Below are 13,193 nucleotides of genomic sequence, written 5' to 3' on the forward strand. Positions count from 1 at the left end.
TCACCATTGGTGTTAATTCGCCGCTGGTGGTTCCCAGCGGCGAAACAAACATCATTATAACAGGGTGAAGCTGCCGCTTTTCACGCGCTGTGAATCCAGACCGATCATGACATCGAACTTACCAGGTTCTACCACCTGCTGCATCTGGGCATTGTAGAACTTGAGTGCATCCTGATCGAGCGTGAAGATTACTGTGCGGGATTCTCCCGGTTGTAGCATCACTTTCTCAAAACCACGCAACTCTTTCAGCGGGCGACTAATGGAAGCCACTACATCGTGCAGATACAGCTGAACTACCGTTTCCCCAGCACGACTACCCGTGTTTTTCACCGTTACACTAGCGTTGATCGTTCCGTTACGCTTCAGCGTCTGACTCGACAAACGCACGTCGGACACGCTGAACGTGGTGTAGCTCAGGCCATAACCGAACGGATAGAGTGGCCCGTTGGCTTCATCGTAGTAGTGGGACGTATATTTACCTGGGTTTTCCGGCGTGTAAGGACGGCCTGACGGCAGGTGATTGTAATAAATCGGGATCTGACCGACAGAACGCGGGAAGGACATCGGCAGCTTGCCAGACGGGTTATAGTCACCAAACAGTACATCGGCAATCGCATTGCCGCCTTCCGTGCCGCTGAACCAGGTTTCCAGTAATGCATCAGCCTGCTGATCTTCACGCACCAGCGCCAGAGGACGGCCATTCATCAGCACCAGAACCAGCGGTTTACCCGTGGCTTTCAGCGCCGCGATCAGGTCACGCTGGCCTTGCGGCAGGTCGATATTCGAACGGCTGGACGCTTCATGCGCCATCCCCGCAGCTTCACCGACGACCGCAACCACCACATCCGCTTTCTTAGCGGCTTCTACGGCTTCATCGATCATCACCTGCGGTGGGCGTTTGTCCACCTGCACGGCATCTTCATACTGGTTCAGGAAATCGATAATACCTTTGTGATTACTGACGTTAGCACCTTTGGCATAGAGAATCGTGGCTTTATCGCCGACCGCATTCTTCAGGCCCTGATAAACGGTAATCGTCTGTTTCGTGACTCCCGCAGCAGACCAACTGCCCATGGTATCGCGCTGGCTATCAGCCAATGGCCCCACGACGGCAATCGTACCCTGCTTTTTCAGCGGCAGCGTTTGTAGGCGGTTTTTCAACAGCACCAGACTTTTACGCGCTACATCACGCGCATCTAAACGGTGTAAACGGCTTTCCGCATTGGTATCCACCGGATCGGAACTCGCGACGCCCAGATGACGATACGGATCTTCAAACAGCCCCATATCATATTTCACGTTCAGCACCTGACGGCAAGCATCGTCGATTTCCTGCACGCTCACCGCACCACTTTTCACCAGCTCTGGCAGATAGCGCACGAAATACTCGTCGCTCATGCTCATCCCGATACCGGATTTAAGCGCCAGACGTGATGCATCACGCGGGTCGCTGGCAACGCCGTGCTTAATCAGCTCTTTAATCGCGCCGTGATCGGTAATAGTGATGCCTTTGAAATTCCACTGATCGCGCAGAACGTCTTTCAGCAACCAGCTGTTAGCGGTGGCTGGCGTACCGTTGATGGAGTTCAGCGCGACCATCACGCCGCTGCTGCCAGCATCAATCGCCGCTTTGTAAGGCGGCATATAGTCCTGGAACATGCGCTGAGGGCTCATGTCCACCGTGTTATAGTCACGCCCGCCTTCCACCGCGCCGTAGAGTGCATAGTGTTTTACGCTGGTCATCAGCGAGTGGCGTCCGGTTACGTCATCGCCCTGGAAGGATTTTACGACCACACCAGCAATTTTACTGGTCAGCCAGGTGTCTTCACCGAAGCCTTCCGAAACGCGGCCCCAGCGTGGATCGCGGGTAATATCCACCATCGGTGCCCAGGTCATATTCAGGCCGTCTTCCGTCGCTTCATAAGCCGCCACGCGCGCGCTTTTCGCAATCGCATCCATATCCCAACTGGAGGCCAGCCCCAGAGCAATAGGGAAAATGGTACGTTGACCGTGCACCACATCGTAGGCGAAAAACAGAGGAATCTTCAGGCGGCTGAGCTGCATCACCTGATCCTGCATCGCACGAATATCCGGGCGGGTCACCGTATTAAAAATCGCACCAACCTGGCCGTTTTTAATCATTTCCCGAATGGCTTCTTTCGGGTTATCCGTCCCGACGCTGATTAATCTGAGCTGGCCGATCTTTTCTTCCAGCGTCATTTTCTTCAGCAGATCCGTGACAAATGCATCACGCTGCTGATGTGAAGGCGATATTGATGCCGGCACAGACGTCAATTCCTGCGCAAACGCCGGATTACAGGCAAGTCCAATTGCTATAGTCAGTGAAGTAAGCCATTTCATTCGTTATAAAGACCCAGTCAATCCAGGCATCAGAGCAGAACGAGGCGCTGAAGCACAAGACAGGTTGAAGATTTCGACGGTCACATCCCTTCTCTGACAAGGCAAAAGACACCTTCCCTGCCTTAAGCGAATAAGGCTTCCCGATAGTGGTTGCCGCACCGACGCACTCAAATGCACAGCGCGTAATATAGTGCATTTGTTGAGATTTCATTTAATAAAAACTGCAAGAATAATGCTAGACGATACGCATAATTCACATTCCCCGCTTTCCGTTTGCATAATAATCCTAGTAACAGAGCAATAAACTGCTGAACCGCTCGGCGAGCAGGATGATTTCTATCGTCTTTCGTGCTAATGCTAAAGCGTCGTTAACACACGGAGCCTCAGACATGTATCAGTTGTACATCGCCAATAAAAATTATTCGTCCTGGTCACTGCGCCCGTGGGTGCTGTTGAAAACACTGTCGATTCCTTTTGAAGAAAAGCAGGTTATTTTTTCGCCGGGCATGGCACAACCCGCATTTAAGGCCTTTTCGCCAACGGCAAAGGTTCCCTGTCTGATCGACGGCGAAACCACCGTCTGGGATTCACTGGCGATTACCGAATATCTGGCTGAGCAGCATCCCGGCATCTGGCCTGCCGATGCCAAAACCCGCGCCTGGGCACGCTGTGCCGCCGCCGAAATGCACTCAGGCTTTACCGCACTGCGCAATACCTGCGCCATGAGCTGCGGCGTGCGCGTCAAGTTGAATGAGATGTCTCCAGATCTCAGCAGCAACATTGCCCGTATTAGTGAGCTGTGGCTGGAAGGATTAACACGATTTGGCGGGCCATTTTTGGCGGGGACACAGTTTTCGGCGGTAGACGCGTTTTTTGCACCCGTCGTCTTCCGTATCAAAACCTATCAGCTTTCCGTCTCACCGGAAGCTGCCGCTTACTGCGAACGCTTGCTGGCATTACCCGCGATGCAGCAATGGCTACAAGATGCATTAGCAGAAACCTGGCGTGAAGCAGCGCACGAGGAAGATGTGACAAATGCAGGTGAAGTGATAGAGGATTTTCGCGCTCACGCGTAATACCGATGCAGGCGGTGGCCTGTTCGGCCACCGTTAAAATATCCCCCACCCAAAGCAGTGGGAAGGGGATCTGTTATTCCGTTTCGATATTCGCCATGCTCTGCGGTTGACGGGAAGCCAGTGATTTTTGTTTCTTATAGCTCAACGCAGCAGCGGGCACTTCGCTGACCTTACCGGTTTCAATCCACTTGCGCAGGCGGTTAGCGTCCGCAAAGTGTGTGTACTTACCGAATGCGTCCAATACCACCAGCGCAACAGGTCGCTGATTAATGACCGTACGCATCACCAGACAGTGTCCAGCCTGATTCGTAAAGCCCGTTTTGGTGAGTTGAATGCTCCAGTCCGCTTTATAGACCAGATGATTGGTGTTTCTGAACGGCAAGCTGTATGCCGGATGGGTGAATGTCGCCGTTTTCTCCTGCGTGGTACTAAGCTGGCTCAGCAGCGGATATTGCTTGCTGGCAATCAGGAGCTTAGTGAGGTCGCGGGCGGTCGAGACATTATCGATGGACAGCCCGGTGGGTTCCACATAGCGCGTGTGTGTCATACCTAACGCACGAGCTTTAGCATTCATCGCGTGGATAAACGCCTGATAGCCGCCCGGATAGTGGTGCGCCAGACTGGCAGCAGCGCGGTTTTCGGATGACATCAGCGCCAGTAGCAGCATGTCACGACGGCTGATCTCACTGTCCAGGCGAACACGTGAGTACACCCCTTTCATTTCTTTCGTCTGGCTGATATCCACAGAAATGATTTCATCCAGCGGCAGATTGGCATCCAGCACGACCAGTGCTGTCATCAACTTCGTCACCGAAGCAATCGGCACGACGACGTCAGGATTGCTGGAATAAAGAATATGGTTATCGCGCAGATCCACCACCATGGCGCTACCGGAAGCAATTTCCTGATGCGCAGTACCCGCGGAATACGTCGGCGCTTTCGCCACAGCCTGGGGCAACATCACAACATGGGTTGACAACATCAACAGGCCACAAAGAGAAAGCTTAAAATTTTTAGTCATTCTTCAATAACTTAAACAGAATTCTGTTAAATGAAAGGGATAGGCACCAGCATTATAATTTACCGCCCTTCCCCACGCACTCATGCAGCAGAAAAGCTTTGTGACAAATGTTGACAGACGGTTTTAGCAACCCGTTGTTTTTACTAGCATTACTTCAAATATGGTCTTATTTTGCGCATCTGGTTGAGTAAACGCAGGCTGACGCCGCTGAATATCCCCGCAGTAATCCCACTTGCCGCGCCGGATAACAGGCAGAACACAGGGTCATGTGCCAACGTGGGAAACCGAGCCAACTGGACGGAAAAGTAAAAGCGAGAACAAAACGTCAGCAGCATCAGAACCAGCGGCCACCACGACCCAGTGCGTTGAAAACAGCTCGGTTCCGGCAGATAGGTTCCTGATGTCGCCCCCCACGTCCACCCGATACCTAGCCCAATCATCAACATCAGTAGAAACCCACCCGCCGCCGCAAGCGGGAGCATCAGCGTGTGAAAAATCGAGCTAATGCCCCACACCATGAAAATCGCTGGTACGACTAACATCCGCGCCAGCGATTGTCGCCTCGGCTGACTGGCTTTTACGCCAGCATAAATCAGGTAACCCAAAACGGCCCACACCCAATAAGGCGTATGACGCAAAATGATCAGCAGGTTGTCCACGTTAGTGCGATTCCTTTATCGGCGGTGCCTTATCAAAAATGGTAGCCACGTTCCTGTTCAATTACGGTGTAACTTTTGCCTGTTCCAGCGCCTGTTTCACCGCATTAATCACGCCCTGACTCGATAACGTTGCCCCCGTTACCGCATCCACCTTGCTAATATCCTGCTTCTCAATAAGCTCAGGCACGATTTGATCCGTTGCGCTCAGCATCATCGCTTCAGTATCGCCATGCTTCAACACCTCAGCGTTGGCGATCTTCCCTTCTTTAATACTGACTGTGACTTCAACTTCTGCTGCCTTCCCCTGCGCTTTACCGATATAGGTGCCATCTTTATATTGCGCCACATTACTGCTATGAACGGACAGAGAAAAAGCCATCACTAACGTGGCCAGCACCGCCGGAATAGATTTCTTCATCATTTTCCCATGTGTAAATAAAACAACAAAAGCAACAATTCAATAACCAGAGAAGAACAATCAGTTAAAACCTAATAATTGGTAATAAGATTTCGTTTCAATATTATCCAATGATAATTGAAGCCGTAGCGCACACTCTATACACCGATCTCTGAGTGCTTTCAACTGGGTTTCATCATCAGTCATCACCGATATTTCCACGAAATAACCAAGAGATTCAATATAATCAAGCGTGATATGGAAGGCATTTAAAAAGTAGATACTGCGGATTTTATGAATTTCAAAAAGAGGCTTATACCCTAACGTCTGTAGCATGCTGTCGGTTTTTTCAAAGGCTTCGACGTTAACCGCTTCGCAGCGATCGGCACCTGGTCCTTTAACAATCCAGAGTTTTATCCCCGATGGCTCCATGCGGCGCACCAGCATTTTGATATTTTGCTGCTGCAGTCGCTTCTCAGCATCATCGTAATAAATATCATGTTCTTTATTTTCAAAGACGAAAGCCTCTGGGTGGAGACTAAAAAGCGTATTTCTGAAAACAGCTATATCGTCGATGCGGAATTTAAGTTCAACTTCATATTTCCCTGTGAAATGTTCAACCATGTTCTTTCCCCTCACTGGATTCCCTGAAATAAAATGATTTCCCGCAATATAGAACAGCGTTTTAATACGCTGTAATACGGAAATTCAAGATAATAATGGTTCAGTCATCCGCAAAAATAGATCATACAGGTAACATAATATGGCCCAATGGCCGTCCTCTCATCCTCCTTGATTAACACCCTACGTCCTGTCACATCCTAACACCGCGATAGCATGACCTTGATAGCATTGCCTCGATAATCATGCCGCGTTATTACCTTACAACGTCAGATATCCGTGCGCAATTTTCTGGCAACAATTAACCGCTAACAAATGCCATCCGCGATTTATCATCAAAAAAATGCGGTCAGAGCCGCACTGGACGCTGACCGCCGTTAATAGTAGCTGAGAAGGAAGAAACCGCTAGTTCTTCACGCAGCAACCGTCGGTAATAGCAGAATCAGTGCAGAATCAAAGCCGTGATGGTGCATAAACTCACGCAAAATAAGTAACCGTGCGGAGAAGGCGTTCTCTAGCGGAATCCCCTCCCAGGTCGCTGGGCTCCCCATCATGACGCGTTCCAGGCGTTTAAACGTTCGCTCCATATCATCCTGCGGCAACCGCCATCCCGCTTCCTCTTCTTCTGCTCCCGAAATCTGTGCGATTGTCACCAATGCAGAGTCGAAAGCGAACAGAGTGGAATCCGCAGGGATGTCGTGGCGAATACGCGTCACCTCATCTTCTACCGCCATGATCGCCAGCTCCATCTCGTCCGGCGTCGGGGGAAGATGTTTGAAAAACGTCGCCGCTGTTTTGTCAAAACCAATGGTCAATTGCAGAGTTGCCGACGGCTGTGATGCCGTACCGCAGATGACCGTCGTCTGCTGTTCGCCAATATACAGCACCGTTACCGGCACATCGGGCGCTACGCGCTGTCTGGCAAGCGAGTACGCATGTTGCAGATCCACATCATTTTCCATCACGGCATCCCCTTATGAGTACTAATCCCCGTGCTTGCAGCAGCGTGCAATACCGGCAATGTCGGCTGGCGTCGTTCGGCAACAACCGCCAATCAGACGCGCCCCTGCGGCCTGCCACTCGGGCAGATACGCTGTCAGTTGGCATGCTGCATCGTGAGCGCTGCTCCAGGTTTTGGTTACGGCATCATACTGCTCACCGGAATTGGGATAAACCACCAACGGTAAATCCGTTAGCGAAGACAGGTGCGTCAGCGCTGACGTTACCTTTTCCAACGCAATGCAGTTAATGCCCACAGCAACCACCTGCGAACAAGCGTTAACCCGTTCCAGCACCGTGCGCAATGGCGTACCGTCGCTGAGGTGTTCACTGTCACGCAGCGTGAAGGAGAACCAGGCCTGCGCTTGAGGGAATTCGGCCAGTAACGCAATCAGCGCCTCTACTTCCGCAAAAGACGGCAGCGTCTCGCAGGCCAGAAGATCCGCACCCGCCTCATGCAGTGCCGTAATGCGCGGCCGATGAAATGCCATCATCTCAGCCTGCGGCAGATGGTAATCACCACGATACTCCGAACCATCCGCCAAATAGGCGCCATAAGGCCCTACCGATCCTGCCACCAGCAGCGTCCCAGCCTGTGGGTTATCACGCCGATAATCATCCCGAGCCTGCGCCGCCAACTGTACGCTTTTGGCAATCAGCGCCAGCGAGTCTGCTTCGCTATACCCGCGAGCCTCAAACCCCTGCGGCGTTGCCTGATAGCTGGCGGTAATCGCACACTGCGCCCCAGCCTTGAAATAGTCGAGGTGCACCTGATAAATCAGCGCCGGATTCTCAACCAGCACTTTCGCCGACCACAGGGGATCCGTTAAATCACAGCCGCGCGCTTCCAGCTCCGTCGCCAACGCACCGTCCAGCACAATCGTTGATGCCGTTGCCAGCATGTCGATCACCGTATTTTTACGCAATGTCTTCCACTCCCGTTAATCCACGTTTCTTCACTGATTGCGTGAAATAATAAGCACCGTAGCACAATGCAACAAACGGAATTCCACACCACAGTGCAATCCGCTGGCTTGGATCAAACACTAGTCCGACGCAAGCTAGCAAACACAGCAGGAAGCCAAGAATCGGCGTTATCGGGAACCAGGGTGCGCGATATTGCAGCTCGGAAAGTGATTTCCCGGAGCGAATATGATGACGGCGAAACATATAGTGCGAGGCGCAGATACTCAACCACACCGCCACCACAGCAAAGCCGGAAATCGCGGACAGCGCCACGTAGACGGTATCGGGCGCGACCACGCTAGAAAACAGCGCCAGCAGCCCACCCAACATACTCACAGAGATGGCGAAGAGCGGAATGCCACGACGCGTCAGACGAGAAAACCGGCGCGGCAACGTGCCTTCGTTAGACAGCGACCATAACATACGTCCCGAGGCATACAGCCCTGAGTTCGCGGCAGACAGAATCGCCGTCAAAATCACGAAATTAAAAATGTCGGCGGCGTAAGGAATACCAATTTTTTCAAACACCAGCACAAACGGGCTTTTGGCAATACCCGCCTCTTCCATCGGAATAATCGCTGCCAGCACCAGCACCGTACCCAGAAAGAAGATCACCAGTCGCGCAACGGTCGTGCGAATCGCCATTGGCACAACCTTCTGCGGATTCTCAGTTTCCCCTGCCGCGATGCCGATCAGTTCCGTGCCAGAAAAGGCGAAATTCACCGCCACCATCGTCATCAATATTGGCAGGCCGCCGTGTGGGAACCAGCCGGACGCGGTAATGTTCTGGAAGAACGGCGCGGGAGAACCGTCCTGCATCGGAATAAAGCCAAACATCGCGCCCGCGCCCAGCACGATAAAGGCGAGAATTGTGACCACTTTAACAATCGAGAACCAGAATTCCCCTTCGGCAAAGAAGCGGGACGAGACAACATTCAGCAGATAGATCAGCACACAAAACAGTAGGCACCAGGTCCAGACCGGCACCTGTGGGAACCAATACTGCATGCAAAAACCAGCGGCAGTCAGGCTCGAACCCAGCGCGACCGTCCACGTCAGCCAATACAACCACGCCACGGTATAGCCTGTTGCCGGGCTAAGATAGCGGGAAGCGTACACATGGAACGCCCCAGTTTCCGGCATCGCGACAGACAGTTCGCCCAAGCTAAGCATCACCAAGTACACCACCAACGCACCGATCAGATACGCCAATAACGTCCCGGCCGCGCCCGTCGTGGAAATAATGTAGCCCGTATTGAAAAACAGGCCGGTACCGATGACGCCGCCGAGCGAAAGCATCACCAAATGGCGAGCTTTCATCGTGCGCTTAAACTGCCCTTCCGAGCCAGATGCGTGTTGTTCCATGATGACCTTTCTTTATCAATAAACTCGTACTGCTTGATGTCGCAGGACAGTAATAGCCCCTAAGCGGGAGTAGACGTTTAGACTTCCAGATAGATGGAGTGTTATACCGTCAACCGATTCGTAAAGTAAAGCGCAGGCCGCTGGAGAGCGATGAGGTGGGTTAAAATTGAACAGAAGCAAAAGAATGCGGTGAGCACCTACAGCTCACCAATCACACGTGCGATATCCGTTGAGGTCTTCAACGTGCGGATCTCGCTGAATAACTCGGTGGCGTCGTCGTACTCTTTACGTAAATAGCCGAGCCACTGTTTGATACGCGCGACGTGGTACAGTCCCGTATCACCCTGCTTTTCCAGCCGCACATATTTTTGTAGCAGTAACATAACCTCAGGCCACGGCATACGCGGTTCGTTATATTTAATCACGCGGCTCAGGTTCGGTACATTCAGCGCACCACGCCCCAGCATGATCGCGTCACAGCCCGTTGTCGCCATACAATCCTGTGCGCTCTGCCAGTCCCAGATTTCGCCATTGGCAATCACCGGAATCGACAACCGTTTACGAATTTCACCAATCGCCTGCCAGTTAATGCACTCGGCCTTGTAACCGTCTTCTTTCGTGCGGCCATGTACTGCTAACTCGCTGGCACCCGCTTGCTGCACCGCGTCTGCAATTTCGAACTGACGAGCGCCGGAATCCCACCCCAGACGGATTTTCACCGTCACCGGCAAATGCGCGGGCACCGCCTCACGCATGGCTTTTGCGCCCTGATAAATCAGCTCGGGATCTTTTAACAACGTCGCGCCGCCCCCGCTGCCGTTTACTAGCTTCGACGGACAGCCGCAGTTCAGATCGACGCCATACGAACCCAGCTCCACCGCACGCGCTGCGTTCTCCGCCAGCCATTGCGGATATTGTCCCAGTAGCTGCACGCGCACCAGTGTGCCGGACGGCGTACGGCTGGCATGCTGTAGCTCGGGACAAAGGCGATAAAAGGACTTAACCGGCAGGCACTGATCCACCACGCGTAAAAACTCGGTGATGCACAGATCATAATCATTTACTTCGGTCAGTAGTTCTCGCACTAGTGAGTCGAGAACCCCTTCCATCGGGGCAAGCAGAACACGCATAACGCTACTCAATAACTCTTCGATCGTTGATGATAGCCGTAAATAACACAGCCAAAAAGCAGGCAATATTAGGATAATACAGGTCACGTAAGCCCGTTGTTAGGGACATTGTACGGATAACGCGACGGGAAAGATAACGCCAGATGCGCCCAGAGGTTGCCTCACGTGGGCATATCATCAATAATTCGTTACGAATTTGTGATGATACCGTCCTTACGGACCACAACGAAGTGACTGTTTATTTATGTCGAATGTCAAAACCGCAGAATTTAAACGCCCGCAGCTTTCATTACCAAATAGCGCAGACAAACTGCTGCTGCACTCCTGCTGTGCGCCCTGCTCTGGTGAAGTCATGGAAGCCATCACCGCTTCTGGCATCGACTACACCATTTTCTTCTATAACCCCAACATCCACCCGCAGCGTGAATATCTGATCCGCAAAGAGGAAAACATCCGTTTCGCCGAACAGCATAACGTGCCTTTCATCGATGCAGATTACGATTCGGATAACTGGTTCGAGCGAGCCAAAGGCATGGAGTGGGAACCCGAACGCGGCATTCGCTGCACCATGTGTTTTGACATGCGTTTCGAGCGCACGGCGCTGTATGCCGCAGAAAACGGTTTTAGCGTCATTTCCAGCTCGCTGGGGATTTCCCGCTGGAAAAACATGCAGCAAATTACCGAATGCGGCCAGAACGCGGCGCAGAAATATCCTGGCGTCACCTACTGGGATTACAACTGGCGTAAAGGCGGCGGTTCGGCTCGCATGATCGAAATCAGCAAGCGTGAACATTTCTATCAGCAAGAATATTGCGGCTGCATATACTCCCTGCGCGATTCCAATAAACATCGCAAATCACAGGGGCGCGATATTATTCGCATCGGTAAACTGTATTACGGCGATGAAGCCGAATAACCGCATAACACCAGAGTCCGGCACAGCGTGCCGGACTTTCTGCTTCTTACTTCTTCACATCGACCTGATAGAAAATATGCTTACCGAACGGGTCAACTTCATACCCGGTCACTTCTTTGCGCACCGGTTCAAAGAGGGTGGAATGCGCAATCATGACGGCCGGAGCCTGATCGTGCATCATCTGCTGCGCCTGTTTGTATAGGGCAATTCGCTGTTCATGATCCTGTGAGGCACGCGCGTCGGTAATAATTTTATCAAACGGGGCGTAACACCATTTTGCTGAGTTGGAGCCACCGTTGGCCGCCGTACAGGTAAACAACGGCCCGAAGAAGTTATCAGGGTCGCCTGTCGCCGTTGTCCAGCCCATTAACGCCGCCTGATGTTCACCCCCCTTCACCCTCTTCAGGTATTCGCCCCACTCGAAGGTGACAATCTTGGCTTGCACACCGACTTTCGCCCAGTCGGCCTGAATCATTTCCGACATACGACGAGCGTTCGGGTTATACGGGCGTTGAACCGGCATCGCCCAGAGTTCGATAGCCGTTCCCTCCGCCAAACCGGCTTCTTTCAGCAACGCCTTCGCCTTCTCGGGGTCGTAGTCATAATCCTTCAGCTCGCTGTCGGCACTCCAGACGCCTGGCGGCAGAAGGTTTTTCGCCGCAGTGCCAGTGCCCTGGAAAACGGCTTCAATAATCGCCGATTTGTTAATCGCCATCGTCAGCGCCTGACGCACTTTCACATTATCCGTCGGTGCTTTTTGGGTGTTGAACGACAGGAAGCCGGTATTCAACCCGGCCTTTTGCATCAGTACGATATCTTTATTCTCTTTCATACGCGGCAGGTCGGCAGGATTAGGGAACGGCATCACCTGACACTCATTCTTCTCCAGTTTGGCATAACGCACGGAAGCATCTGGCGTGATGCTGAAGATCAACCGATCCAACTTGGCCTTGCCTTCCCAATAATCTGGAAACGCTTTAAACAGAATGCGCGAATCTTTCTGGTACTGCGCTAACTCAAAAGGTCCGGTGCCAATCGGGTCCATATCCACGCGTTCCGGCGTGCCGGCTTTGAGCATCGCATCGGCATATTCCGCAGAGAGGATAGAAGCGAAATACCAGGCTAAATCAGCCAAAAACGGCGCTTCCGCATGGGAGAGCGTAAAACGCACCGTGTGGTCATCCACCTTCTCGATATTCTGGATCAGTGAGCCAAACGACAAGCTCTCAAAATTGGCATAAGTGCCTTTCGAGACACTGTGGTAAGGGTGTTGCGGGTCTTTTTGCCGCATGAAAGAGAAAATTACGTCATCGGCGGTAAAATCACGTGAGGGTTTGAAATATTTGTTGCTCTGGAACTTCACCCCTTTGCGCAAATGAAAGGTATACACGCGCCCATCGGCACTGATGTCCCAGCGTTCCGCCAGACTCGATACTAGCTCCGTGGTGCCGACCTTGAAATCCACCAGACGATTATAAATCGGCACCGCACTGGCATCCACGCTGGTACCGGAGGTATAAAGCTGTGGGTTAAAGTTTTCCGGCGATCCTTCAGAGCAATACACCAGTGTATTCGCCGATGCCGCTGAGGCAACCGCCAGCGTCAACGCAGCCAATGTGAATCGTATTCCTGCCTTTCTCATCCCAGACCTCGCTTGTTATTTGTGTTTCACCACACCGCTA

Annotated in this window: 12 protein-coding genes; 2 read left to right on the forward strand and 10 right to left on the reverse strand. The window is 52.3% G+C overall.

Annotated elements, in window-relative coordinates:
• Positions 1-54: 54 nt before the first annotated feature.
• Positions 55-2,361, reverse strand: coding sequence for a beta-glucosidase BglX (gene bglX, locus DUT67_RS13250; protein WP_113631675.1), 2,307 nt, complete (start codon positions 2,359-2,361; stop codon positions 55-57).
• A 389-nt stretch (positions 2,362-2,750) separates the two neighbouring features.
• Between bglX and DUT67_RS13255 the strand changes: the two genes are divergently transcribed.
• Positions 2,751-3,437 carry a glutathione S-transferase family protein gene (locus DUT67_RS13255; protein ID WP_113631676.1) on the forward strand — a complete coding sequence of 229 codons (687 nt, stop codon included), beginning with the start codon at positions 2,751-2,753 and terminating at the stop codon, positions 3,435-3,437.
• A 73-nt stretch (positions 3,438-3,510) separates the two neighbouring features.
• Here the strand turns inward: DUT67_RS13255 and pbpG are convergent, their stop codons facing one another.
• The 8 genes from pbpG to dusC all read right to left on the reverse strand — a co-directional run bounded on the left by pbpG (position 3,511) and on the right by dusC (position 10,595).
• Complete coding sequence (gene pbpG, locus DUT67_RS13260) at positions 3,511-4,458, reverse strand: D-alanyl-D-alanine endopeptidase (protein WP_113625711.1); 948 nt, start codon at positions 4,456-4,458, stop codon at positions 3,511-3,513.
• Positions 4,459-4,607: 149 nt separating this feature from the next.
• The gene (locus DUT67_RS13265; protein WP_113631677.1) at positions 4,608-5,117 is read right to left on the reverse strand and encodes a DUF6622 family protein; all 510 of its coding nucleotides are present in this window, start codon (positions 5,115-5,117) and stop codon (positions 4,608-4,610) included.
• Positions 5,118-5,178: 61 nt separating this feature from the next.
• Positions 5,179-5,535 (reverse strand): FMN-binding protein, encoded by a 357-nt coding sequence (locus DUT67_RS13270; protein WP_113631678.1) that lies wholly within the window; start codon positions 5,533-5,535, stop codon positions 5,179-5,181.
• Positions 5,536-5,595: 60 nt separating this feature from the next.
• Entirely contained in the window at positions 5,596-6,138 is a 543-nt protein-coding gene (gene cyaB, locus DUT67_RS13275) for a class IV adenylate cyclase (protein WP_048260840.1), read from the reverse strand.
• A 410-nt stretch (positions 6,139-6,548) separates the two neighbouring features.
• Positions 6,549-7,097, reverse strand: coding sequence for a hypothetical protein (locus DUT67_RS13280; RefSeq protein ID WP_113631679.1), 549 nt, complete (start codon positions 7,095-7,097; stop codon positions 6,549-6,551).
• 21 nt (positions 7,098-7,118) lie between these two features.
• Positions 7,119-8,060: a homocysteine S-methyltransferase gene (mmuM, locus tag DUT67_RS13285; RefSeq protein WP_113631680.1), complete on the reverse strand. Its 942-nt coding sequence runs from the start codon at positions 8,058-8,060 to the stop codon at positions 7,119-7,121.
• Positions 8,053-9,465, reverse strand: a complete 1,413-nt coding sequence (gene mmuP / locus DUT67_RS13290; protein ID WP_048260844.1) for an S-methylmethionine permease — start codon at positions 9,463-9,465, stop codon at positions 8,053-8,055. The genes mmuM and mmuP overlap by 8 nt, the downstream gene beginning before the upstream one ends.
• Before the next feature lie 197 nt (positions 9,466-9,662).
• Positions 9,663-10,595, reverse strand: coding sequence for a tRNA dihydrouridine(16) synthase DusC (gene dusC, locus DUT67_RS13295; RefSeq protein WP_113631681.1), 933 nt, complete (start codon positions 10,593-10,595; stop codon positions 9,663-9,665).
• A gap of 244 nt (positions 10,596-10,839) precedes the next feature.
• On the opposite strand from dusC, the gene DUT67_RS13300 reads away from it, so the two are divergent.
• Positions 10,840-11,511: an epoxyqueuosine reductase QueH gene (locus DUT67_RS13300; RefSeq protein WP_113625704.1), complete on the forward strand. Its 672-nt coding sequence runs from the start codon at positions 10,840-10,842 to the stop codon at positions 11,509-11,511.
• Between the two features lie 46 nt (positions 11,512-11,557).
• On the opposite strand, the gene DUT67_RS13305 is transcribed toward DUT67_RS13300, so the two are convergent.
• Positions 11,558-13,153, reverse strand: a complete 1,596-nt coding sequence (locus tag DUT67_RS13305; protein ID WP_113625703.1) for an ABC transporter substrate-binding protein — start codon at positions 13,151-13,153, stop codon at positions 11,558-11,560.
• Between the last annotated feature and the right edge of the window lie 40 nt (positions 13,154-13,193).

It is taken from the genome of Pectobacterium peruviense (assembly GCF_003312355.2).
GTDB classification, from domain to species: Bacteria; Pseudomonadota; Gammaproteobacteria; order Enterobacterales; family Enterobacteriaceae; genus Pectobacterium; species Pectobacterium peruviense.

Coding starts and splice junctions, on each gene's coding strand:
- bglX (WP_113631675.1), bottom strand. CDS start 2,361: ATGAAATGGCTTACTTCACTGACTATAGCAATTGGACTTGCCTGTAAT.
- DUT67_RS13255 (WP_113631676.1), top strand. CDS start 2,751: ATGTATCAGTTGTACATCGCCAATAAAAATTATTCGTCCTGGTCACTG.
- pbpG (WP_113625711.1), bottom strand. CDS start 4,458: ATGACTAAAAATTTTAAGCTTTCTCTTTGTGGCCTGTTGATGTTGTCA.
- DUT67_RS13270 (WP_113631678.1), bottom strand. CDS start 5,535: ATGAAGAAATCTATTCCGGCGGTGCTGGCCACGTTAGTGATGGCTTTT.
- cyaB (WP_048260840.1), bottom strand. CDS start 6,138: ATGGTTGAACATTTCACAGGGAAATATGAAGTTGAACTTAAATTCCGC.
- DUT67_RS13280 (WP_113631679.1), bottom strand. CDS start 7,097: ATGGAAAATGATGTGGATCTGCAACATGCGTACTCGCTTGCCAGACAG.
- mmuP (WP_048260844.1), bottom strand. CDS start 9,465: ATGGAACAACACGCATCTGGCTCGGAAGGGCAGTTTAAGCGCACGATG.
- dusC (WP_113631681.1), bottom strand. CDS start 10,595: ATGCGTGTTCTGCTTGCCCCGATGGAAGGGGTTCTCGACTCACTAGTG.
- DUT67_RS13300 (WP_113625704.1), top strand. CDS start 10,840: ATGTCGAATGTCAAAACCGCAGAATTTAAACGCCCGCAGCTTTCATTA.
- DUT67_RS13305 (WP_113625703.1), bottom strand. CDS start 13,153: ATGAGAAAGGCAGGAATACGATTCACATTGGCTGCGTTGACGCTGGCG.